This is a genomic window from Acinetobacter lwoffii, assembly GCF_024129855.1.
Lineage (GTDB): Bacteria > Pseudomonadota > Gammaproteobacteria > Pseudomonadales > Moraxellaceae > Acinetobacter > Acinetobacter lwoffii_L.
On record NZ_JAMXXC010000010.1, the window covers coordinates 38,053 to 60,839 of the forward strand.

General features: G+C 43.7%; 19 protein-coding genes and 1 riboswitch. Of the genes, 8 read left to right on the forward strand and 11 right to left on the reverse strand.

Going from position 1 to position 22,787, the window contains the following annotated elements; translation table 11 throughout:
* Window positions 1-120: 120 nt before the first annotated feature.
* Window positions 121-2,235, forward strand: a complete 2,115-nt coding sequence (gene znuD, locus NI465_RS09305) for a zinc piracy TonB-dependent receptor ZnuD (protein ID WP_253145103.1) — start codon at window positions 121-123, stop codon at window positions 2,233-2,235.
* Window positions 2,236-2,341: 106 nt separating this feature from the next.
* Window positions 2,342-3,805 carry a phospholipase D-like domain-containing protein gene (locus NI465_RS09310; RefSeq protein ID WP_253145104.1) on the forward strand — a complete coding sequence of 488 codons (1,464 nt, stop codon included), beginning with the start codon at window positions 2,342-2,344 and terminating at the stop codon, window positions 3,803-3,805.
* 85 nt (window positions 3,806-3,890) lie between these two features.
* Here the strand turns inward: NI465_RS09310 and NI465_RS09315 are convergent, their stop codons facing one another.
* Complete coding sequence (locus NI465_RS09315; protein ID WP_044112823.1) at window positions 3,891-4,349, reverse strand: hypothetical protein; 459 nt, start codon at window positions 4,347-4,349, stop codon at window positions 3,891-3,893.
* Between the two features lie 180 nt (window positions 4,350-4,529).
* On the opposite strand from NI465_RS09315, the gene NI465_RS09320 reads away from it, so the two are divergent.
* Window positions 4,530-4,982 (forward strand): RcnB family protein, encoded by a 453-nt coding sequence (locus NI465_RS09320; RefSeq protein WP_180087070.1) that lies wholly within the window; start codon window positions 4,530-4,532, stop codon window positions 4,980-4,982.
* Between the two features lie 197 nt (window positions 4,983-5,179).
* Here the strand turns inward: NI465_RS09320 and NI465_RS09325 are convergent, their stop codons facing one another.
* Window positions 5,180-5,677 carry a phosphate-starvation-inducible protein PsiE gene (locus NI465_RS09325; RefSeq protein ID WP_004647497.1) on the reverse strand — a complete coding sequence of 166 codons (498 nt, stop codon included), beginning with the start codon at window positions 5,675-5,677 and terminating at the stop codon, window positions 5,180-5,182.
* Window positions 5,678-5,851: 174 nt separating this feature from the next.
* Between NI465_RS09325 and NI465_RS09330 the strand changes: the two genes are divergently transcribed.
* On the forward strand, window positions 5,852-6,058 hold the full coding sequence (locus NI465_RS09330) for a hypothetical protein (protein ID WP_005103289.1): 207 nt from the start codon (window positions 5,852-5,854) through the stop codon (window positions 6,056-6,058).
* Window positions 6,059-6,118: 60 nt separating this feature from the next.
* On the opposite strand, the gene NI465_RS09335 is transcribed toward NI465_RS09330, so the two are convergent.
* From NI465_RS09335 to NI465_RS09345, 3 genes are all read right to left on the reverse strand, one after another.
* Window positions 6,119-7,900, reverse strand: coding sequence for an acyl-CoA dehydrogenase C-terminal domain-containing protein (locus tag NI465_RS09335; protein ID WP_005103290.1), 1,782 nt, complete (start codon window positions 7,898-7,900; stop codon window positions 6,119-6,121).
* 168 nt (window positions 7,901-8,068) lie between these two features.
* Window positions 8,069-9,871 (reverse strand): acyl-CoA dehydrogenase C-terminal domain-containing protein, encoded by a 1,803-nt coding sequence (locus tag NI465_RS09340; protein ID WP_004278309.1) that lies wholly within the window; start codon window positions 9,869-9,871, stop codon window positions 8,069-8,071.
* Window positions 9,872-10,172: 301 nt separating this feature from the next.
* Complete coding sequence (locus tag NI465_RS09345; protein WP_253145105.1) at window positions 10,173-10,766, reverse strand: hypothetical protein; 594 nt, start codon at window positions 10,764-10,766, stop codon at window positions 10,173-10,175.
* Between the two features lie 134 nt (window positions 10,767-10,900).
* On the opposite strand from NI465_RS09345, the gene baeS reads away from it, so the two are divergent.
* Complete coding sequence (gene baeS / locus NI465_RS09350) at window positions 10,901-12,553, forward strand: sensor histidine kinase efflux regulator BaeS (protein ID WP_253145106.1); 1,653 nt, start codon at window positions 10,901-10,903, stop codon at window positions 12,551-12,553.
* A gap of 13 nt (window positions 12,554-12,566) precedes the next feature.
* On the forward strand, window positions 12,567-13,253 hold the full coding sequence (locus tag NI465_RS09355) for a response regulator (protein WP_004278304.1): 687 nt from the start codon (window positions 12,567-12,569) through the stop codon (window positions 13,251-13,253).
* 44 nt (window positions 13,254-13,297) lie between these two features.
* Here the strand turns inward: NI465_RS09355 and NI465_RS09360 are convergent, their stop codons facing one another.
* The 6 genes from NI465_RS09360 to NI465_RS09385 all read right to left on the reverse strand — a co-directional run bounded on the left by NI465_RS09360 (window position 13,298) and on the right by NI465_RS09385 (window position 20,518).
* Window positions 13,298-13,936, reverse strand: a complete 639-nt coding sequence (locus tag NI465_RS09360) for a hypothetical protein (RefSeq protein ID WP_005103295.1) — start codon at window positions 13,934-13,936, stop codon at window positions 13,298-13,300.
* An 18-nt stretch (window positions 13,937-13,954) separates the two neighbouring features.
* Window positions 13,955-15,400, reverse strand: coding sequence for a protein adenylyltransferase SelO (locus NI465_RS09365; protein ID WP_253145107.1), 1,446 nt, complete (start codon window positions 15,398-15,400; stop codon window positions 13,955-13,957).
* 132 nt (window positions 15,401-15,532) lie between these two features.
* Entirely contained in the window at window positions 15,533-16,699 is a 1,167-nt protein-coding gene (locus tag NI465_RS09370) for an acyl-CoA desaturase (RefSeq protein WP_004647507.1), read from the reverse strand.
* 440 nt (window positions 16,700-17,139) lie between these two features.
* Window positions 17,140-17,853, reverse strand: coding sequence for a glycerophosphodiester phosphodiesterase (locus NI465_RS09375; RefSeq protein ID WP_005103297.1), 714 nt, complete (start codon window positions 17,851-17,853; stop codon window positions 17,140-17,142).
* 142 nt (window positions 17,854-17,995) lie between these two features.
* Complete coding sequence (locus NI465_RS09380) at window positions 17,996-18,580, reverse strand: cob(I)yrinic acid a,c-diamide adenosyltransferase (RefSeq protein ID WP_253145108.1); 585 nt, start codon at window positions 18,578-18,580, stop codon at window positions 17,996-17,998.
* Between the two features lie 102 nt (window positions 18,581-18,682).
* Window positions 18,683-20,518, reverse strand: coding sequence for a TonB-dependent receptor plug domain-containing protein (locus NI465_RS09385; protein WP_005103300.1), 1,836 nt, complete (start codon window positions 20,516-20,518; stop codon window positions 18,683-18,685).
* A 38-nt stretch (window positions 20,519-20,556) separates the two neighbouring features.
* Window positions 20,557-20,767: riboswitch (cobalamin riboswitch) on the reverse strand.
* Between the two features lie 145 nt (window positions 20,768-20,912).
* Here NI465_RS09385 and NI465_RS09390 point away from each other — a divergent pair.
* Window positions 20,913-21,557 (forward strand): phosphoribosylanthranilate isomerase, encoded by a 645-nt coding sequence (locus tag NI465_RS09390; RefSeq protein WP_005103301.1) that lies wholly within the window; start codon window positions 20,913-20,915, stop codon window positions 21,555-21,557.
* Entirely contained in the window at window positions 21,538-22,782 is a 1,245-nt protein-coding gene (trpB, locus tag NI465_RS09395; RefSeq protein ID WP_004732965.1) for a tryptophan synthase subunit beta, read from the forward strand. The genes NI465_RS09390 and trpB overlap by 20 nt, the downstream gene beginning before the upstream one ends.
* Window positions 22,783-22,787 lie beyond the last annotated feature (5 nt).

A 22,787-nucleotide genomic window follows, 5' to 3' on the forward strand; every position in this document is an offset into this window, starting at 1 on the left:
ATCAAAAATATTCAAAAGACATTCTAATAAAATATAGCACTGATTATCGTAAAGGATTGCAAAAACAATGAAATGTTATATTATAACATTCATCCAAAATACTGAATTTGAGCTTCGGTCATGTCCTTCCCTAAGAATCTAATAACATTGTCAATTTTTGCTGTAGTTACGCCTACAGTATTTGTAGAGCAAGCCTCATCTTCTATCCCGGTTCAGACCATGGACACGATTCAGGTGCAAGCTCATCCATTGGTGCAGACTGCGGCGGATTTCGCGGTTGCGGATCAGGTCGTGGATCAGAAAGCACTGTCTGAACGCGCCTCCACCATTGGTGATGCCTTGGCAGATGAACTTGGTGTGTATTCTAATCAATATGGTTCAGGCTCAAGTCGTCCTGTGATTCGTGGTCAAGATGGCCCACGCGTAAAAGTATTACAGCATGCTTCAGAAACTGCTGATGTTTCGACCTTGTCTCCGGATCATGCTGTCACCGTCGATCCGATTCTGGCGAAACAGGTCGAAGTGATTCGCGGTCCATCTACGTTGCTTTATGGCGCTGGTACAGTTGGTGGGTTGGTGAATGTCACTGATCAAAAAATCCCAACTCAAATGCCTGAAGATGGTTTGGAAGGTACAGTCGGCCTGCGTTATAACAGCGGCAGTGATGAAAAACTGGCAAGTGCTGGTGTAACAGCGGGTATTGGTGAAAACTTTGCTTTGCGTGTAGAAGGCTCAAAGCGTAACGCCAATGATTATATTGCACCGGATTATTTTCATGAGCATGATGACGAATTAGAAAAAGAACGTCGTGTGGGCAATACTTTTGCTGAAGGGCAAACAGTCAATATTGGCGGATCATGGATTCATGATCGTGGTTTTGTCGGTCTGTCTTATAGCAACCGTCAGGATCAGTATGGCTTGCCAGGGCATAGTCATGAATATCATGGTTGTGTTTTACATGGTGATCATTTTCATGGTTGTCCAACACCTGACCCAGATGCACCACCCCATGAAGAGCATGGTGGACCATGGGTAGATTTAAAATCTGAACGCTATGAAGTACGCACCGAACTGGAACAGCCTTTTGCCGGTGTTGAAAAACTACGTGCACATGCCAGCATTACCGATTATGAACACGATGAACTTGAAGAAAATGAAGTGATCAGTAACTTTAAAAGCAAAGGTTATGACGGTCGTTTAGAGTTGGTGCACGTGCCAGTTGCAGGTTGGGAGGGGGTGATCGGAACCCAGATTTCACAGCAAAAAATTAATCTTGCCGCATCAGAGCATGACCATCATGAAGATGGCGATGAGGACGATGAAGAACATCATGTTCATGGTTCAGGTGTCGTGATGCCGGACACAAAAACTGACAAATTCAGTCTTTTTGCTTTAGAACATAAGCAACTTGGCGATGTGCATGTTGAACTTGGTGCGCGTGTCGATCATCAAAAAGTGAAAGTAGATTCGGATCAGAAAGATTATTCGGGGACTGGTGTCTCTGCATCCGCTGCTGCCAACTGGGAATTTGCACCGAACTACAAACTTTCTGTGGTGGGATCTCATCAGCAGCGTTTGCCTTTAGCTCAAGAACTCTATGCTGATGGCTTGCATTTTGCGACCAATACCTATGAACTCGGTAATCCTGATCTCGATAAAGAAACTTCAAATAATCTCGAGTTAGGTCTGCATTATGAAGGGGATAAACTGGATTACCATGTGCATGTCTATCACAACTGGTTTGATGATTATATCTATGGCGAAACGGTAGCGCAGAAAGGTAATTTACGTGGCGTGCAATATACCCAAGACAAAGCTAGATTTTATGGTACAGAAGCACAAGCCGGTTATCAGATCAATGATATGTATAAAGTCAGCGTCTTTGGGGACTATGTGCGTGGCAAGATTGAAGCTGAGAATGCACCACGTGTACCTGCAGGTCGCTTAGGCACCAAAGTAGAAGCAGACTTTGCCGATGGCTGGTCAGGTCTGGCTGAATATTATCATGTCTTTAATCAGGACAAGATCGCCAGCTATGAAGATGAAACCCAGGGCTACAATATGGTGAATGTTGGCTTAAGCTATGCCAATAGCCTTGCAGATAACAATGCTTATCGAGTTTATTTCAAGGCCAATAACCTGCTCGATGATCAGGTGTATTCACATACTTCCTTCCTGTCGAATATTCCGCACGTGGGTCGCAACTTTACTGTCGGCGTGCAGTATGATTTCTAACAGGTCTACTGAAATAATCGACCAAATCATCTAGATCTCACTGAAATCTACTTGAAAAATCATAAGATAAAACCTAGCCTGAGTATATTGGGTTAGGTTTTTTCTTATGCGTATCTTTCAACGAATTCACAATAAATTGAACTGGTCGAATCGCCGTTATGCGACTTTGATCATTAGTATGCTGGCCGTGGGTTATTTAGCTTCGGCAATCTACCACACGTATAAGCCTTTGCCGGAAGGTCTGAATTACACGGGCAAACTGCGTCATGCCGAAGTCAAATTTCTGGCCGATCAGACTTATCTGGATGCCGAAGGAAAACAGCATTTAGATCATCGCATTTTTAATGAAATGCTGAAAATGATTGAAGAAGCCAAATCGCTGATTGTGCTGGACATGTTTTTATTTAATCAGCAAACCGGTGTATCTACGCAGCAGCATCAGGCACTGAGTAAACAATTGAGTGATGCTTTAATTAGTAAGCGCCTGCTGCAGCCTGAGGTGGAAATCAAGTTTATTACGGATCCAATCAATTCGGTCTATGGCGGGATTAGATCCGAGCAGTATCGGGCATTACGTCAGCACGGTATTGATGTGATTGAAACCAATCTGACGCCGTTGCGGGCTTCCAATCCGGGCTGGTCAGGCTTCTGGTATATCTGTTGCCAGGGTATTGGCAATAACCCGGAAACAGGCTGGTTGCCAAATCCATTTGGGCCAGAAAAAATTACCCTGCGCAGTTATTTTGATTTATTTAACTTTAAAGCCAATCATCGTAAAACCATGGTGGTCGATACCGATCAAGGCTGGAAAGCACTGGTCACGTCCATGAACCCGCATGATGGCAGTTCGCGGCATTCCAATATTGGCTTATTGGTTTGGGGCAGTACAGCTGTGGATATTCTGAAAACAGAACTGTCTGTAGGCATGATGTCACAAGCGAATATGCCAGCCATTGTAGTTGGGGATTTTCAGGCAGACAGTAGCCAGCCACAAGCTCAGGTGCTGACTGAAAAAGCCATTTATGATGCGATTCTGAATCTGATTCAGACGGCGAAAGCCAATGAACAGATTGATCTGGCGATGTTTTATCTGTCTGAGCGCAAGATTATCAAAAGTCTGATAGCGGCCCATGAACGCGGTGTCAAAGTCCGGATTTTACTCGACCCAAATAAAGATGCCTTTGGCCGTGAAAAGAATGGAATTCCAAACCGGCAAGTGGCTTCAGAATTGCACGAGGCAGGTATAAATGTACGTTGGTGTCATACTCAGGGTGAGCAATGTCATAGCAAGATCCTGATGAAGCGCAATGCTCAGCAAGCTGAAATGATTTTAGGTTCGGCCAATTTTACAGTACGGAATTTGAAAAACTATAATCTGGAAACCAATATGCGCGTGGTGGGGCAGCCTCAGGCCGAAGTCTTTAGGGATGCTCAGCAATATTTTGAGGGTGCATGGTCAAATCTGAATGGCCGTTCTATGAGTGTGGACTACACGCAATATGCAGAAAACTCATTCTTTAAATATTGGCTGTATCGCTTTATGGAATGGAGCGGCTGGTCGACGTTTTGATTTTAAATCCCTCCTGACCCCCCCTTTTTTTAAAGGGAGGAAAGTCCCTCTTTGAAAAAGAGGGATTTAGGGAGATTTTTTATTATCAGCTTTTTGATTCTGGATTCGGCGGAACCAACTGATCCAGCTCTTTATCCGTTAATTGATCCAGCTCAGAAATATCTGTTTTAATTTTCCATTGCGCTTCATCATCGACTGGATTTGGTAGACGCGCTTCTAGCCAGTCACATACGACATCGGGCGGGAAATCGGCATGATTACACTGAATCACCCAGCACAAGAAATCTCTGGCGATACCATTCATATACGGTGGTGGAGATACTGGCAGGAACTGCGTCGGAAGACGTTCATTTTTAGAAATATAATTCAGGACATGTCCCAGCTCTTGCACAGTTTGCCAAGCCAGCGGATGATCGACATTGATCTGAAACTTAAACCACCATGCCTGTTTGCCATCTGAACCATAGCTATCAATCCGTTCTTTCTGAACACTCGGCACTTTAGAAAAATATTCATGTAAACGATCGAAATTTAAATCAGACACAGTATTCAACTCGAAACATTAAAAAAAGTAATTTTAGCATAAAGCAGTAGTTTGCCGACGTGCCTGTCAGATTGAAAATAGGCGAGCGCATTACAAAAAATTGCAGCTCCAGCGAGCTTATCCATATTTTCTGCATCTATTTTGTTTAAAATATAAGCAGATTATTCGGAGGAAGCTCAAATGAGAATCGTACTATCGAGTGCAATATTGGCTGCATTGCTATTAGGAGCTTCTGCACAAAGTATGGCTGGCAATACTTGGGTGGGTTATGGTGGTGTAGATCGATCCACACCGAATTATCGCAGCGCTCCACGATCTTATGATCCACCACGGCAGCATTATCCGCAACGTCCGCTGCCACCAAGACCACATTACCCGCAACGACCACCATATTGGGGCTATCCACCTGCACAGAGTCAAAGTGGATTAAACATTCAGTATCAGGCACCGACCACTATTTATCAAAATTCGAATAGTTATAGCTGGGTCAATGGTGATCCGAATGTTGCCCGGATTGAAAGTTCGAGATATACGGTAATTACCGATTGGCAGCGTTTAGGGTTACCAGCACCACCGCGTGGCAGCTACTGGATTTATGAAAACGGACGCTATGTGCTGGTGCCGAATCGTTAAACTGCTCTAAACTCTGAACGGATAATTCAGTTATAAACGTCAATAACTCAAAAAGACCAAAATAGTTCCCTCTCCTGTGAGGAGATGAGTAGCACTGCTACGCAAGGGAGAGATTGCTTGAGATAAATCTCCCAAAACCCTAAACGAGGCTTAAGTATTACTTTAAGCTGAAGTGCAAAAAAAGAGGGCTTAAAAGACTATGCCAATTCATCATCTTCTGGACGCGGTGTTTTGCCAAGGGGTAATGGCTTTTCACTATGTTTGTCACGAATCACGGATGGATAAGTCCATGAGGCATAGCGCACCACTAATATCGCAAAGGCCAGAATCAGAATCGAACCGGTAATAATCACCAGATCCATGCTGGCTTTATGCGTGTGTTGAATATCTGCAATCAGCAAACGGGTCAGTGCAGTAATGGCAATATAAATCAGGAAACGTACTGGCATATGGTTGGTTTTGAAATAGATGCCGACCATGGCACCAAGTTCCAGATAAATAAACAACAGAAGAATGTCGTCAATGGTGGCGAACTGTTTCACGGTCAGAATGTCAATGACGGTATGGCCAGCGGACCAGATCACCATACAGCCAATAATAAACAGCGCAATATAATGAAAGCTTTCTACAGCAAGATTGCCAAGACGGTCGAGGAGAGCTTCAAATTTTTCAATTTTCGGACGTGATTTAGACATATTATCCTCCTGATTTTTCATGTGAAATAAAGATAGTTGCAGAATAACGTGCAAAGATCATGCACAGAATGATTGAATGAAAAATAAAGATTAAATTATTTGAACTTTTGCGCTTTTTTTAGACTAAATTGCTATATTGTATGGGTGGTAACATTGAATAAATAGGAGAAAAAAGTGTTAGATAAAATTCAAACAAAAATTAGCCAATTAGAAGCCGGAAAAAAATTAATCCTCGGCGTAGGCATTAAGGCTGAAGATATGCAAAAGGTGGTGGAGCTCTGCGAGTCTTTAGAGTCAGAGGGGAATATCAAAATTGTAAATAAACATTCGAATCTGAAAAGCAATAATCAGACGGATACCTTGCTAATTCAAAAAGTTTAATTGTTGCATTTTCATAAAAAACGCCTGCTGATGCAGGCGTTTTTATTGCAGATTTTTAGCTTAAGCTTGAGTCGTGAAATAATCTTCAGAGAAGTTCATGATGACGTCAGAACCTGATTTCACTTTAGTAATGCGTAATGCCAGTTCAGGCAGAATGCGTTGTACAAAGTAACGTGCCAGAGCGATTTTATTTTGATAGAACTCACCGTCTTTATTTTTCGCTGCATTGGTAATGCGCGCGAACATATAAGAGAAGCTCAACAGACCTACAGCGTGCAGATAGTCAACTGCGGTTGCATTCGGGAAGTCATGGCTTTCTCGTGCTGCTTCCAGAATGTACTGAGTCACCGATTCAACTTCAGTTGCTGCATCCAGTGTGGCATCTTTAATAAAGTTTAGATCCGCATCCAGACTATTGGCAAAGTCACGGATTTCAGAGATATATTCAGAGATATATTCGCCGCCACATTTAATGGTTTTGCGGCCGATCAAGTCTTGTGACTGTACACCGTTGGTGCCTTCATAGATCTGGGAAATACGTAGGTCACGGATACATTGCTCCAAGCCCCATTCACGGATATAGCCATGACCACCGAAGACCATTTGTGCATCTAGGGTCGCCTGGAATGCGGTATCCGTTAAATACGCTTTCGCGATTGGTGTTAATAGCGCAACGCGGTCATTGGCTTTTTTCACCGCTTCAGGATCAGTAGAGAATTTGGTGATATCCAGTTGCTGACCTACATAAACTGCAAAGGCACGCGAAGCTTCGTTATTGGCACGTACATTCAGCAGCATACGGCGTACATCACCATGCACCAGAATGCTATCCGCAGGTTTGCTTGGTGACTGAACGCCAGCCGCACTACGACCCTGTAAACGGTCTGTGGCATATTGCGCAGCGTTTTGATAAGCGAATTCAGAAGCACCTAGGCCTTGAATACCCATCGACAGACGTTCGTAGTTCATCATCACGAACATCGCAGCGAGACCTTCGTTTTCTTTACCAACGAGGTAACCTTTGGCACCGTCAAAGTTCATGACACAAGTCGCAGATGCCTTGATCCCCATCTTGTGTTCGATTGAACCTGGGCCGACCGGATTACGCTCGCCGATAGAACCATCTTCATTGACCAAGAATTTCGGTACGATGAACAGAGAAATACCACGAGAGCCAGCAGGGGCATCTGGGGTTTTCGCTAGAACGAGGTGAATAATATTTTCCGCCAGGTCATGATCACCACCCGTGATGAAAATCTTGGTGCCGCTGATGCTATAAGTGCCGTCTTCGTTACGTTCAGCTTTGGTTTTGATAATACCCAAATCAGTACCGGCATGTGGTTCGGTTAAGCACATGGTGCCTGACCACTCACCCGAATAAATTTTAGGTAAATAGGTTTCTTTTTGTGCTTGTGAAGCATAGCTGTTCAGCGCCATGCCCGCACCAACAGAAAGCAATGGATACAGCATGAAAGACGGGTTGGTGGCAAACAGCATTTCATCAGAAAGTACCGTTAGCATTTTCGGCATTTCCTGGCCGCCCCATTCCATATCTGCGCCCAGACCAATCCAGCCACCTTCTGCATATTGTTTGAACGCTTCTTTAAAGCCAGCAGGTGTGGTCACATTACCATTTTCAATTTTTGCGCCTTCTTCATCGCCGGTACGGTTCAGAGGAAGCATGACGTTTTGAGAAAATTTTGCCATTTCTTCAAGAATCGCTTCTGCTGTCGCAGCATCCAGATGCGCTAGATTTTCATTGGCCTGCCAGAATTGTTCTGCATTGAAGACATCGTTCAGGATGAATTTCATATCGGCAAGTGGCGCGTTATAAATTGGCATGGTGTGTCACCTGTTTATTGTTTGATTAAATGAGTTTTAATCAGTCTAAAACACTCAAAATCTGAATGTTAGACGACTAAAGGTTAATTCTGTAACTCTTTATAAAGAAAAAGGACTGCCTGTTGATTGACCGTCCTTTTTCTGAAATGTAGCTAGTCTGAGACTAACTTAGAATGCAAAGTGTTCCGCATCCAGGTTCATCAATGGCTCTACACCTGTCGCAATCACTTCAACGTGTGAACGAACGCGTGGCAGGATTTTCTTGAAGTAGAAGCGTGCTGTCGTCACTTTGGCATTGTAGAAATCAACCTCAGTGGTGCCCGCAGCCAGTTGCTCCTGAGCAACCAATGCCATACGTGCCCATAGGTAAGCTAGAGTGACATAACCAGAGAAGTAGAGGTAATCGACTGCAGCCGCACCCACTTCTTCAGGGTTTTGCATCGCGCGCATACCAATCTGCATGGTCAGATCGCCCCATTCTTTGTTCAAGGCAGCCAATGGTTCAACGAATTCTTTCATTGCAGCATTGTCTTTGTGCGCTTCAGCAAATTTATGGATGATCTTGGTGAAGTCTTTCAACATTGCACCTTGCGTACCCAATACTTTACGGCCTAACAAGTCTAGTGCCTGAATTTCAGTGGTACCTTCGTACAAGCAGGCGATACGTGTATCACGTACGATCTGCTCCATACCGTGCTCAGAAATAAAGCCGTGACCACCAAATACCTGTACACCGTGTTTCGCAGCTTCAGAACCAGTTTCAGTCAGGAACGCTTTTGCGATTGGTGTCAGCAATGACAGGATGTTGTCTGCAAATTTACGGTCTGCTTCTTCTGCAGCATGTTCAACTACGTCAGCATATTGTGCTAACAGGTAAACCAGTGCACGACCACCTTCTGCATATGCTTTTTGAGTTAAAAGCATGTTACGTACCGCAGGATGCACAATGATTGGATCTGCTTCTTTTTCAGGTGCTTTAGGACCAGAAAGAGAGCGCATTGCCAGACGATCTTTTGCGTATGCAAGCGCGCCTTGGAATGAACCTTCAGATGCTGCAAGACCTTGAACTGCTGTACCGATACGTGCTGTGTTCATGAAGGTGAACATGCAGTTCAAGCCGCGGTTTTCAGGTCCAATCAGGAAGCCTTTAGCATTGTCAAAGTTGATGACACAAGTCGCGTTACCATGAATACCCATCTTGTGTTCGATCGAACCACAACGTACACCGTTACGCTCGCCAATAGAACCGTCAGCATTTAAGTTGAATTTTGGCACGATGAATAATGAGATACCTTTGGTACCTTTCGGTGCACCTGGCAGACGAGCAAGTACGATATGGATAATGTTCTCTGCCATGTCGTGTTCACCAGCAGAGATAAAGATTTTCTCGCCAGAGATTGCATAGCTACCGTCCGCTTGTGGTTCAGCTTTGGTACGGATAATACCCAGGTCAGAACCCGCATGGGATTCAGTTAAGCACATGGTACCCGTCCACTCACCTGAAACCAGTTTAGGCAGGTAAGCATCTTTTTGTTCAGCTGAACCATGGTGTTCTAAAGTACGAACTGCACCGTGAGACAGGCCAGGGTACATGCCCCATGCCCAGTTCGCAGTACCGACCATTTCAGAAATCGCGATACCTAAAGAGTTCGGTAAGCCTTGACCGCCGTATTGCTCTTCAGCAGAAAGAGAAGGGAAGCCAAGCTCGATGTATTTTTGGTACGCTTCTTTAAAGCCAGTCGGAGTCGTAACAACGCCGTCATTCCAGGTACAGCCTTCACGGTCACCGGTCTGGTTGATCGGAGACAATTCGTTTTCACAGAAGTCGGCCGCAGCTTCTAAGTACTGATCTACCAGCTCACGGCTTACGTTTTCTTGGAATGCAGGGAGATTTGCATAGTGTTGTTCAGCATTTAATAATTCATGCAACACAAATTGCATATCACGTAAAGGCGCTTTGTATTGTGGCATATCGGTTTCCTCAATACTGGTTGAACCAGCGTTATAATCTTAGATGAACTAAAACCTGTCTTCACTGACACGGTTTGGAATGATCTAATCGTGCAACAACTTCCCCTGCGGTACAAGCTTTTCGGGGTGTTTTCTTGGTGACTGTAAAGTCAAAGATTAATCTGCATGATGCATTAAAGGTCTTGAGTATAAAGACTTTAGTCATATTCTGTAGGAAAGGAATAGTCAACTGTATACGGGAAAGAGCACGCAATAAAAAAGCACCCGAAGGTGCTAGTCGTGAAGCCTTGATTCCTATGTATTAATAGGGAGAGGCTGTAGGCTGGAAACGAACATGACATTTGCCATTGATGGTTTGTTCGCCCATCTTGATCTGTGCAGCAGTCCCGTCTTTTTTGCCTTGACAGGCTTGCAGCATGGCTTGTTGATGTGCCTGGTGTTGAGCGAGGCGCTGATCAAACTGTTTAGTTAATTCTGCACGTTTGGCATCCGTCAAGACTTCACCATGCATCATGCCTCTACGCATATCGGCACGCATTGGGTGATGTTCAGCTTTCATGCCACGATGGCTTTTCATCTCTTTACGGTCTGCTTTAAAGACCATCTTACAGGTGCCGTCTATGGTTTTATCGCCACTCTTGACCTGAATGGCTGAACCCACAGCTTTATTGTTGCAGGCTTGTTGAAGCTGTTTGGCAAACTGCATGCGTTCTGCACGTTTTGCCTTTAACTGTTCACGCTGTTCGGGAGTTAGATGCTGTTTTTTGCCTTCATGATGTTTCATCATGTGGGAATGATCATTGTTTGGGACATTGCTGGTGGATTGACAGGCAGTCAACGCACCCATTGATAAAACACTTGCACTGATTAAAGCTATTTTTGTCATGGCTTGCATTGTATTTATCCTGTCAAGAAGCTGATTCTATGTTAGATAAAGATTAAACAATAAAGATGAAGAAACAATGAAGAGTTTTTTGCCTCGGTGTTCGCTACAATAATGAATATAGAAGAAAAATTGAGATTTTAGTTTTGAACATTCGCCGTATTCCCATTGCATTACGTCTATTTTTGACCGTGCTGTTGACCACGCTGGTCATTACCACGGTGAGCCTAGGTGTATTGCATCTGAATATGCAGCGTAATTTCGCCCGCTATGTCGCTGATGTCGAAATGCAGAAGCTGGATTATGTGATTGAAAATCTGGCAGATGTCTATGCAGTCTATCAGGACTGGGGCAACGCGATTCAGGCACAGATTCTCCAGATGGAAGGTGAAGCCGCACCAGATGATTATGACCGATTATCACGCTGGTGGTTACGCCGCCAGTATGATATTGCCTTGCAGCAGCGTTATTTTCAGGAACAGACCCTGGCTCAAGTGGCACCGAGTATGGTGGATCCAGAGTTACCACAACGTCAGGTCAATGAAGAAGAGTTACGGGTGCTGGCATCTAATTTGCCTTCCCAGTTTCAGCCTTTTGAAGGCTTGAAATTCCCGCTTAGTTCTAATCAGAATCTGTTTAGAACTGATCGCAAAAATGGTGAGCAGCCAGCACAGCAATCGACTGGCAAGAAGCAGTTTATCCAGATGCCGGACCGTCTTGGCCTCAGTTCACGTCTCTCTCTGTATGATGCCAAACGCCGTTTTGTAGTGGGTGAGGCTTCGGATGAGCAGATTTCTTATCGCCCGATTATGGTGAATAATCAGATTGTTGGCTATTTGGGCTTAAAACCGGTTCTGGATCAGGATGATGCGCTCAGTATTAATTTCTTCAGTAACCAGAAGCGTTATTTATTTCTGGTCTATGCACTCAGTATTTTGGCGAGTCTGATTGCTTCCCTGTTATTGGCGACTTATTTTAAAAAGCCGATTCAACGTCTGCTCAATGGTACACGTGCCTTGACCCAAGGAAATTATCAATATCAGGTGAAAGTGAACCGGAATGATGAATTAGGTGATTTATCCAATGAATTAAATGCATTGGCGGTGATTCTGGATCAGCATGAAACCTCACGCCGTCAGTGGGTGGCAGATACTTCGCATGAGTTAAAAACCCCATTGGCAGTGTTGCAAGCACAGATTGAAGCGATGCAGGACGGAATCCGTAAACCAACGCCTGAACATTTTGCTTCCATGTTGGCTCAGGTGAATAGCCTGAAAAAACTGACCCAAGATCTGGCAGCATTGGCACAGGTCGATGCCCAGCAATTGCAATTCTATTTCTCGACGGTGAATCCGTGGGAGGTGGTGCAGCAGGAACTTATTAACTTCCAGCCGAACTTTGAGCAGGCTGAATTGACGGTTACTGCAGATGGCGAAGGGACTGAGTTAAATCTGGATCTGGATCGTTTTAAACAGATTGTGGCGAACTTGCTCAGTAACAGTATTCGCTATACTGAAGCAGGCGGGCAGGTGCATATTCACACCACGCAAGATGATAAAGAATGGACCTTATATATCGATGATAGTCCATTTGGCCTGACTGATGAACAACTGGCGCGTATTGGCGAGCGTTTCTACCGTGTCGATGATTCGCGTACCCGAGCGACTGGCGGAACCGGACTGGGTTTGGCATTATCATGTAAAATTACGCAGGCGCTGGGCGGCAGCTTAAGCTTTGCACATTCACCACTGGGTGGTTTACGATGCAAGCTGAGCTTTCCTAAACAAATGAAACCATGAAGGGAATAGATTGATGAAACATGTCATGCTGGTTGAAGATGAAATCGAACTTGCACAGTTGGTGCGAGACTATCTGGAAGCTGCTGGTTTTGAGGTCAGTATGTTTCATGATGGGCAGGAAGCATATAACAGTTTTACCCAGCGTAAACCGAGTCTGATGATTCTGGACTTGATGGTACCGCGTATGGACGGCCTGACCATTTGCCGTAAAGTACGTGAACAGTCGGATTTACCGATTATTATGGTGACTGCACGTACTGAAGAAATTGACCGTGTGTTGGGTCTGAATATGGGTGCAGATGATTATCTCTGTAAACCATTTAGTCCGAAAGAACTGGTCGCGCGTGTACAGGCTGTGTTACGTCGTCTGGATCGTAAATCAGAACCGGAAAGCAATGATTTATTCCGTATGGACAAATCACAACAGCGCATCTGGTATCAACAAAAAGCCTTGAATTTAACGCCGACCGAATTCCGTTTACTGGAGTTATTCCTGGAACATGTCGGACAGGTATATTCACGTGCGCAATTGCTGGATCATATTAATCCGGACAGTTTTGATGTGGCTGACCGTGTCATTGACAGTCATATCAAGAATTTACGCCGTAAGATTTCAGATGCGGCTGAAACCGGTAACCGTCATGAGTGGATTCAGGCGGTGTATGGTGTGGGCTACCGTTTTGAATATCCTGAAGATTGATTAAAAAATAAATGTGGATGTTATTATTAACCATCCACATTTATTTAAACTTGTACTTTCAGAAAATATAAATCGTTAATCTGGTCCCATAAAAACTCATAGTCTTGCATGAGTGTAATATCGTTTCCGTAAGGCTTAGGAGTTCTATAACTTAATATCGTTCCTTCTTTGTACGTACTTTTATGCCTGAAATCAAAATCACGGGTATCATCCGAATATTTTATTTGGTTGCAATAGTGGGCATGATCAGTTGCGAGAATGAAATAACAAATGTCGATTCCATTTCTCTTGTAAAGTTCTAAATTTGAAAGATCTTTAAAGACATCGTAACGGTTGTTAGGTTCCCGATGATTACTTTTCTTAAAGAATTTTAGTTCTATAGCAGCACAAGTTTGATGATCACCATCTTGATAACGAATTAAAATATCAATTCTTGCTCGCTCAGATTGACTCTTAATACTCGTTGTTTTTAAAGGTAAAAATGTTTCAAACTCTAAATGGAATTTGTCGCTTAACCTAAACTCATACAACTGCCCAAGTGTTTTTAAAATATGTCCTAATTCTAATTGGAAAGCACTTTCGTTATGTGTAATTAATCCTCCAAATGCGAGTTTGTGAGTAAGCAGCTTATATGCTGTTTCAATAATTTCACGTGTCAATTTAGTTTGATCAATTTTTTGCATGTTTTTTGAGTCTATTTATTAAGACGAACAACTCACCATCACTTCTGGCACGTCACTTGGCAATGGTGCTAAATCTTCAGGCTGTTCCAGATCTGGCTGTTTCTGATAAGGCTGACTCAATAATTTAAACAGGCGGTCTACTTCAGAAAAATCATCCCGCTCTGCTAGTTCAATGGCTTTCTGTGCCATATGATTCCGCAGAATATAATGCGGATTGGCCAGTTGCATTGCGGCATCCAATTCTTCTATATCCTGGTGTTCACGGATAGATCCATATTGCGCCAAGAATGCTTCAAACTGGCGTCGGTCCAGACAATCATCTTTAATGGCTTCATAGTCTTTATTTTGCAGACGGATAAAACTCTGGGTGTAGTCCAGTTGTTCACTTTGCAAAATTCGCAGAAAGGCCATTGCGCAGTCAAAACTGTCTTTATGGAAACTTGGCAAGCCCATTTTCTGGTTTAAACCATGTTTATAATGTTCCAAGAAGGTTGGCTCATAGTGCTCCAGACATGCAGCTAAATCCTGTTTCCATTGTTCTTTGTCATAATCGGTAGGGCAGAGCGGCACCAGATTATTTAACCATTGCCATAAATTCCAATGCCCAATACTCGGCTGCTGCTGATAGGTATAACGACCTTGATAATCCGAGTGGTTATTGATCCAATTCGGACGGAAGCGCTCCATAAAGCCATAAGGACCAAAGTCCAAAGTTGAACCGGTAATATTCAGGTTGTCGGTATTCATCACGCCATGTGCAAAACCGACCAGTTGCCATTTGGCAATCATCATCGCAGTGCGCTGAATAACTTTGGTGGCAAAGCTCAGAATCGGCTGTTCGGCTTGCAGACATTCCGGATAATGCCATTCGATACATTTCTGGGTAAATTCAGCCAGCAGATCTGGCTGATACTGATTGATCCATTCAAAATGCCCGAAACGGATATGACAGTCAGAAGTACGCAGCATCATCGCGCCCGGCTCTAGCTTCTCACGCTGAATACCTTGCATTGATGAAGTAAAACCGACTGCATTACTGGATGCCACACCCAAGGCATTTAAGGCATGGCCCGCCAGATACTCACGAATAACTGAACGCAGTACGGCACGACCATCGCCCATGCGTGAATAAGGCGTTGAACCAGCACCTTTTAAATGCAGGTCAATGGTCTGATTATTTTTATCCAGAATTTGCGCAATCAACAACCCGCGACCATCTCCCAACTGTCCTGCCCATTGTCCAAACTGATGACCTGCATAGACCATAGCCAAGGGTTCAAATTCAGTAAAAACTTTCTGACCACTACAAATCTCGACCCATTGCGCCTTGTCTTCATCCGACCATTGCAATTGCTCTGCTAAAGCTGCATTAAAATGTCCGGCTTTCGCACCTTTTAACGGCAGCGGAACTTGATGGTGATAGAGGCGAGCAGGAAGTGTTTGATAGCGAGAGTTAAAATACATGGCATTAGTACAGGATTGGAATAAATTTACTATAACAAAGATAGCTGTATAAAACTGTTGTATAAGCGAGAGTTCACGTTATCTTTCAGACATAAAAAAAGCCCCAATCGGGGCTTTAATGTTCAATAGCTTTTATTGAGAAACTGCAGATTTTTTCAAATTACGAACCAGTAGATTCAAGGTTTGACGATGATGAGAAAGACGCTGTTCAACCAGCTGGAATTCAACTTTCAGCTTGTCATCCATCTGATGGATTTTTTCAGCCATAGACGCTTTCTTGACCTGAATTTCTTGTTCTTTCAACTTCGCCCAGTCATTTAAAGTTTGGGTAAATGCATCATATTCCTGTGCGATCTTGGTTTTTACCGCCGAGATATCTTCAGACACATCATGGCCATACACCGCAAGATCCTGTTCGGCATATTTAAACTTCATTGCCAATTCCGCTTTTTTGATATTAAAGCTAGGAATACGGCGCAAGTTCTTGGCTAAACCAAGTTTAGAACAAGTCCAGATCAACCATTTGGTTGGATCATACTGCCACCATTTTACGCCGTTACGGTAATCGTATTGGAAAATATGGTGATAGTTATGATAACCCTCACCCCAAGTTGCAACCGCGAGTACGAAGTTGTCACGTGCAGTATTTTCATCGGTATAAGGACGATTTCCCCACATGTGGCATAGCGAGTTAATGAAGAAGGTTACATGATGGCTCAGGATTAAACGCATTAATCCACCCAACAGCAATACGCCCCAGACATCGCCGACTGCCCAGCCAATTGGCAATAAAATCGCGGCATGAACAGCTATTACTAAAGGAACGTAGTATTTGTCCTGAAACATCACCACTTTGTCTTTTAACAGATCTGGCGCATTTTTATAGTTGGCAGCACCAGATGGATAATCACGTAACATCCAGCCAATATGTGCGTACCAGAAGCCTTTATTGATCGAGTACGGGTCTTGATCAACATCATCGACATGACGGTGATGGGTACGGTGACCAGATGCCCAGAATAAAATACTATTCTGTACAGCAAATGTACCCATAATCATCAAGATGATTTTTAATGGTAAAGTGGCTTCATAAGCACGATGTGCCCACAGGCGATGGTATCCTGCTGTAATGCCGAGGCTGCTTACGCCCAGTAAAACAAACATACTGATCCAAGCGGCAGCGCTAAAATCATGGTGATACGCATACAACGGAATCGCAATCAGGGCTACGATCGGTAAAAATACCAATGCAAACACAGCAATCCAGTTGATGGGGGCTTTGGGTAAGGGAGCATTCATCTCCAACAGCACTCCTAGAACCTCGGAAGGTATAACAAAAAGCAGAAACTACTGTTGGTTTTAACAGCAGCCTATCTTGTCCATATTAGCATGTGCCCTAAGGCATCACTAGCATTATTGTACGGTTGTATTGTACTTGTCGGTAACAGAATTAGTAGGGCAGAAGTGACCATTTTGCGAGCGTAGACGGGTTCTGATTTCCTACTAAGTGACTGAGGATTATCACTCTTTCAGAAAATGGAAACCGAATGAATCAGAGGAAAATGGTTGTTCATAATTTCTACAATATTATCAGCAAATTTGCGGAATATAGATGTTGGACAACTTTATTTCACTTTCAAATAAAATCTGATTAAGGACGATTCACGCTTTCCTTATTGTATTATCGACATGAACTGGGTCAAGAAATACCGAGATCAATCAAGGCTAAGAGAGATTATCTAGAGTTGTTGTAGCATCAATTTTGGATAATCGGTAATCAGCCCCTGAATGCCCCAGTCTCGCAGCTGTCTAGCTCGGGTCACATCATTGACCGTCCAGACACTGATATTCAACTCGGCAGCCTGAGTGGCCTGAATCAGGTCTTTACTGGCCAGTTCATCCATCCAGCCAATATGACAGCATCCAAGTTCCAGCGCCTGATCAATGGCCTGATGTTTGACATCGGTTTCAATCAATAAACCGCGTTTTAAACGTGAGTTTTGCTGTTTGAAAGCATCCAGAATTTTGGCATCAAAGCTGGTAATAATAGCTGCCTGCTCATAGCCTTGTAACTGCTGTTCGACTTCAAACGCGATTTTTTCAGCTGCTGCTTCAGATGCTACGCTTTTAATTTCGACTTCAATATGCTCGAAATTTCGAATGACATTTAAGGTTTGATCGAGCAGTGGGGTCGATTCAATTTTATTCCATTCTGACCAGGCCACTGCGTGATTATATTGGGTAAGATCTTGACGGTTACACTCGTATAGATGCTTCTGCAAACCGGTGGTACGCACAAAGTCGTCATCATGCATGATGATTAAGGCATTGTCTTTGAGCTGACGGACATCAAACTCAACGGCGCGAATGCCGATCTCCTGAATATATTGAAAACCGCCCAAGGTATTTTCAGGGGCTTCGCCACGTGCACCACGATGACCAATTATGCGCATAAGATGCTCATGAGTGGGAAAGTTAAGTTCATTTTGCGAGGGCTACGTGACAGAAGAGTGACACTTTCTATTTTCGTCAGATGTTCTGTAAAATCAAGAGACATCTGACGTGTATTTTTAGATAGCAACTTGAAACATAATTTTACTTTTCGATGCTGTCATTGATATTTTTTTGCCACAGCACTTCGGAACCGCCCTCAGCACGTTGCAGGGTACGTGATGCTACAAATAACCAGTCCGATAAACGGTTAAGTAGTTGCAGTGACGCTGCCTGAATGTTTTGGTCACGGTGATGTACCGACATCACGCTGCGTTCTGCACGACGACAAACAACGCGGGCCTGATGGGCAAAGCTGCACACCAACGTTCCAGCAGGCAGAATAAAATCTTTTAACATCGGCAAAGCTTCATTCATGCGGTCGATATCATTTTCCAGAAACTCAATCGATATCGGTTGCACCAGATTAAAACCCGGAATACACACTTCACCGCCCAGATCAAATAACCAGTGCTGGATCAGGCTTAAAGATTTATCCCAAGTAGCTTGATCTTCAATGTTACTTGCTGAAATTTGTGCACGTAATACGCCAATCACGGCATTTAGTTCGTCGACATCACCGAGTGCTGTGATACGCAAATCATCTTTGGCAACACGTGAGCCATCACCGAGTCCTGTGGTACCTGAATCGCCTGTGCGGGTGTAGATTTTGCTTAAACGGTGGCCCATATGTGTTCCTTGAATTTTTAATGAAGATAATAAAAAAGGATAATGTCGGTCATAACATTATCCATAAACTGCGCTGTTTTAAAGTTTTTTGCTGTTTAGAGCTTAGTATTTAAAGGTGATGCCTGCAGAAGCGAGACGGCCACCGTTCACATAGTACTGGTCACCAGCGCTATGCACAGTTTTGTATTTCACATCACCGACATTTTCAATGTTAGTAAACAGTTTAACTGTTGGATTAATATTCCAATATGCATTTAAGTCAACACGTGCATAACCTGGAATATCACGACTAAAGTCCTTCGCTTTCGATTTTGCTACCATTGCAGCACTTAAACCGTAATCGGCATTTTGTAGACCTGTCGATACAGTGAATGACTGACGAGGGCGACGTAATAGCTCTGAATTCTGTTTCGTATCTTCAGTTTTGACATAAGTGTAACCGGCATTAATAAAGAACTGATCTTTTGCCCATTGTGCCGTCAATTCGCCGCCAGTCATCTTGGCTTCATCAATGTTTTGGTTTTGGTAAACAGTAGTTGGAAGCCACTCTTCTCCACAATCAATAATACATTCCGAATTAATTAAATTATCGACTTCCGTATAGAAAGCGGAAGCACCTACTAAAATATTTAATGGAAGTTTTTGATCTATCCCCATTTCATACGAAATGCTTTCTTCAGGCTTCAGTTGATCATTGCCGCCAAAAGCATACATATCATTTAAAGTCGGTGCCTTAAATGCTGAACCAATATTGGTATAAATGCTGGTATTAGGGAGCAATTGATAACGGATACCACCTTGTGCAACGGTATGTGAGCCAAATTTTTCGTTATCTTCGACACGCACACCCATCTGAGTGCTTAAGCTATTTGTCTGATACTGATGCTGAATATAGTAGCCTGTTGAATTAATATCTTCATCAATAGCCTGGGTTTTTGCATCGGTATTACGCTGGGTAATGCCCAGTAAAACATTTTGTGCTGCTGTGAAATTCCATTTGCCATAGATTTCTGCTTCTTGCGTGGTGCTATGTACAAAGCTGCTTGATGTGACCTGATCTAAGTCATCTTTAAACTGAGATAGACGTGCATTAATTTCAGTGGCTTGTGTTGGGTTAATACGACCTTTTAAGTTTACAATTTTATTTTCAAAATCTTGGCTGGAAAATGCACCCCAATTACTGTATTGGACATTTCCTGAATTTTGACTGTAATCGAGTGATGTTGCATAACGCTCTTTTTCAATACCGAATTTTGCACTATAGCCTTTTTGATCATAACTGTAGTCACGGTTGTCATTGATATTGAATACAGGTGTGCCGTCAGTTTCTAAAACTTGACCGCGAATCTGCGCATACACCCCATTTTCTGCCAAGTCAGCCCCAATAATTGATTTGTAGGTTTGATTCTCACCAATTTCACCTGTTACAAAGGCACTCGTTTTTTCAGGCGTTTTTGTTACAAACTGCACTACACCACCAATTGCGTCTGTACCATAAAGCACAGACGCAGGGCCTTTTAATACTTCAATCTGTTTAAGATCAGTGGTGTCTAAAAAAGGAATAGACGCTGCACCTGTGGTGGCTGTATTTAAACGAACACCATCACGTAGTACTAAAACTTGATTGGAATTGGTACCGCGTAAAAAAATAGAAGTTTGCTGGCCATAACCACCCGATTGCACGACATTAATACTTGGGTCTGTTTTGAGTAAATCTGGTAGTGCTTTAAGAGGTGATTGCTCAAGAATTACAGGTTCAATAATCGAAATACGCGCTGGTACATTTTCAATGTTTTCTGCAGAGCGAGTTGCCGTGACCACAATGGTATCTAAAGATGCTTTCGCAACTTTTTGCTCGTTAGCAAAAACAGATGAGGTGGTACCCAACGCAAGTGCGATCGCACCTACCAAGGCAGTAGGTTGACAATGAAGTGACATGTTAAAGCTCCCTACATTCACTTCCCCGTGAATGATTGAGTTATAGAACACAACAAGCAGGTTTCCGGACTTAAATGTGCAAAGCAGCGACTTTGCTGTATATCCACCTTCCCACATCAAGATGCAGTGGTGTAAACCGAAGAGTTTAAATTGATAGACGTTTCATTTTTTACCGTTGCGGGGGCAGTGCTGGATTTACACCAGCTTCCCTAAAGCCTGAAGGCTTGGACTTGCTGCAAAGTGAGCGCAGTATAAAGTTTGTATGCCTTATAAACAATCTGCATCGAGAATAATCCGGATGAACTTTTACGCAAGTCAGAAAAATTGCATTACAATGATTTGCCCCAATCTTACAGATTGTTCAATACATTGGTAGATCTAGAGCCAACATAATATGCGAACCCGTGCCAAAATTTGTGGAATCACCCGAGTTGAAGATGTACATGCCGTAGCCAATGCTGGCTGTGACGCGATAGGATTTGTATTTTATCCACCGAGTCCGCGGCATGTCACTTTAGAGCAGGCTGAAATCCTGATTCAGTCGGTTCCAGCTTATGTACAGGCGGTGGGTTTATTTGTGAATAGTCACGCAGATGAAATCCAGGCGATTTTAAATAAAATACCGCTGGATATTTTACAATTTCATGGCGATGAAACACCTGAACAGTGTCAGGCTATCGCCCAGCAGGTCGGACGCCGTTGGTATAAAGCCATTCAGGTAAAACCTGATCTGGATGCAGTCGCAGAAATTCAAGGTTATCAAGATGCAGGCGCAAGCGCAGTGCTATTAGATGCATGGCATCCTGATCTGAAAGGTGGCACAGGGCACAGCTTCGATTGGGACACATTTCCCAAACTCAATATTCCCTTGATCTTGGCAGGCGGTTTAAATCCTGACAATATCGAACAGGCAATTCTCACCACACAGGCTTATGCCGTGGATGTGAGTGGCGGTGTCGAGTCCGCAAAAGGTATTAAAGACCAACAACTCATAGAACGCTTTATGCAAGGAGTCCATCGTGGATCAGCAAAGTACTAGCCAGAACAGTCAGGCAGTTGACTATACCCAATTCCCGGATGAACGCGGGCATTTCGGTATTCATGGCGGACGTTTTGTGTCAGAAACACTCATGGCGGCTTTAGAAGACTTGGAAAAGCTCTATTTCCGTATGAAAGATGATGCGCAGTTTTTGGCAGAATTTGACCGTGACATGGCGTTTTACGTCGGTCGTCCGAGTCCTTTATATCATGCTGAACGATGGTCGAAAGAGTTGGGTGGCGCACAGATTTACCTGAAACGTGAAGACCTGAACCATACCGGTTCGCACAAAGTAAATAACACAATCGGTCAGGCCTTACTGGCGAAGCTTTCCGGCAAGAAACGTATTATTGCCGAAACAGGTGCAGGCCAGCATGGTGTAGCAACGGCAACAATTGCAGCACGTTTAGGTCTTGAATGTGTAGTATTCATGGGCGCAGACGATGTAAAACGTCAGGCGATGAACGTCTACCGTATGCGTTTATTAGGCGCGACGGTTGTGCCGGTAGAAAGTGGCTCTAAAACCTTAAAAGATGCCATGAATGAAGCCATGCGTGACTGGGTGACCAATGTTGATTCAACTTATTACGTGATTGGTACTGTGGCAGGTCCACACCCATATCCGCAACTGGTTCGTGATTTCCAGTCGATCATTGGTCGTGAAGCACGCCGTCAGATTCTGGAACAGGCTGGCCGTTTACCAGATGCCCTGGTAGCATGTGTCGGTGGTGGATCTAATGCAATGGGCTTGTTCTATCCATTCCTGAATGACCAAGATGTGAAAATGTACGGCGTTGAAGCAGCAGGTCATGGGATTGAATCAGGTAAACATTCTGCGCCATTGAATGCCGGTCATGTCGGTGTTCTGCATGGTAACCGTACTTATCTGATGTCGGATGCGCAAGGCCAGATCATCGAAACACATTCAATTTCTGCAGGTCTGGATTATCCGGGTGTGGGTCCGGAACATAGTTTTCTGAAAGATATGGATCGCGTGAAATACGTGCCGATCAATGATCAGGAAGCTTTACAGGGTTTCCGCGACTTGACCAAGATTGAAGGCATTATTCCGGCGTTAGAAAGCGCACATGCTATGGCTTATGTCACTAAACTTGCACCGACCATGGACAAGGATCAGATTATTATTGCGACGGTTTCAGGTCGTGGTGATAAAGACTTGATGACTGTGGCACGCATTGATGGGGTAGAAATGGTTGAGATGTAAGTTCC

What these genes read in the sequence shown, in the direction of transcription:
- NI465_RS09335 (WP_005103290.1), bottom strand. Translation starts at nt 7,900, where the DNA reads ATGCCAATTTATAACGCGCCACTTGCCGATATGAAATTCATCCTGAAC.
- NI465_RS09380 (WP_253145108.1), bottom strand. Translation starts at nt 18,580, where the DNA reads ATGGGCCACCGTTTAAGCAAAATCTACACCCGCACAGGCGATTCAGGT.
- NI465_RS09390 (WP_005103301.1), top strand. Translation starts at nt 20,913, where the DNA reads ATGCGAACCCGTGCCAAAATTTGTGGAATCACCCGAGTTGAAGATGTA.
- NI465_RS09325 (WP_004647497.1), bottom strand. Translation starts at nt 5,677, where the DNA reads ATGTCTAAATCACGTCCGAAAATTGAAAAATTTGAAGCTCTCCTCGAC.
- NI465_RS09355 (WP_004278304.1), top strand. Translation starts at nt 12,567, where the DNA reads ATGAAACATGTCATGCTGGTTGAAGATGAAATCGAACTTGCACAGTTG.
- NI465_RS09360 (WP_005103295.1), bottom strand. Translation starts at nt 13,936, where the DNA reads ATGCAAAAAATTGATCAAACTAAATTGACACGTGAAATTATTGAAACA.
- NI465_RS09345 (WP_253145105.1), bottom strand. Translation starts at nt 10,766, where the DNA reads ATGCAAGCCATGACAAAAATAGCTTTAATCAGTGCAAGTGTTTTATCA.
- NI465_RS09370 (WP_004647507.1), bottom strand. Translation starts at nt 16,699, where the DNA reads ATGAATGCTCCCTTACCCAAAGCCCCCATCAACTGGATTGCTGTGTTT.
- NI465_RS09365 (WP_253145107.1), bottom strand. Translation starts at nt 15,400, where the DNA reads ATGTATTTTAACTCTCGCTATCAAACACTTCCTGCTCGCCTCTATCAC.
- NI465_RS09340 (WP_004278309.1), bottom strand. Translation starts at nt 9,871, where the DNA reads ATGCCACAATACAAAGCGCCTTTACGTGATATGCAATTTGTGTTGCAT.
- znuD (WP_253145103.1), top strand. Translation starts at nt 121, where the DNA reads ATGTCCTTCCCTAAGAATCTAATAACATTGTCAATTTTTGCTGTAGTT.
- NI465_RS09385 (WP_005103300.1), bottom strand. Translation starts at nt 20,518, where the DNA reads ATGTCACTTCATTGTCAACCTACTGCCTTGGTAGGTGCGATCGCACTT.
- NI465_RS09320 (WP_180087070.1), top strand. Translation starts at nt 4,530, where the DNA reads ATGAGAATCGTACTATCGAGTGCAATATTGGCTGCATTGCTATTAGGA.
- NI465_RS09375 (WP_005103297.1), bottom strand. Translation starts at nt 17,853, where the DNA reads ATGCGCATAATTGGTCATCGTGGTGCACGTGGCGAAGCCCCTGAAAAT.
- NI465_RS09310 (WP_253145104.1), top strand. Translation starts at nt 2,342, where the DNA reads ATGCGTATCTTTCAACGAATTCACAATAAATTGAACTGGTCGAATCGC.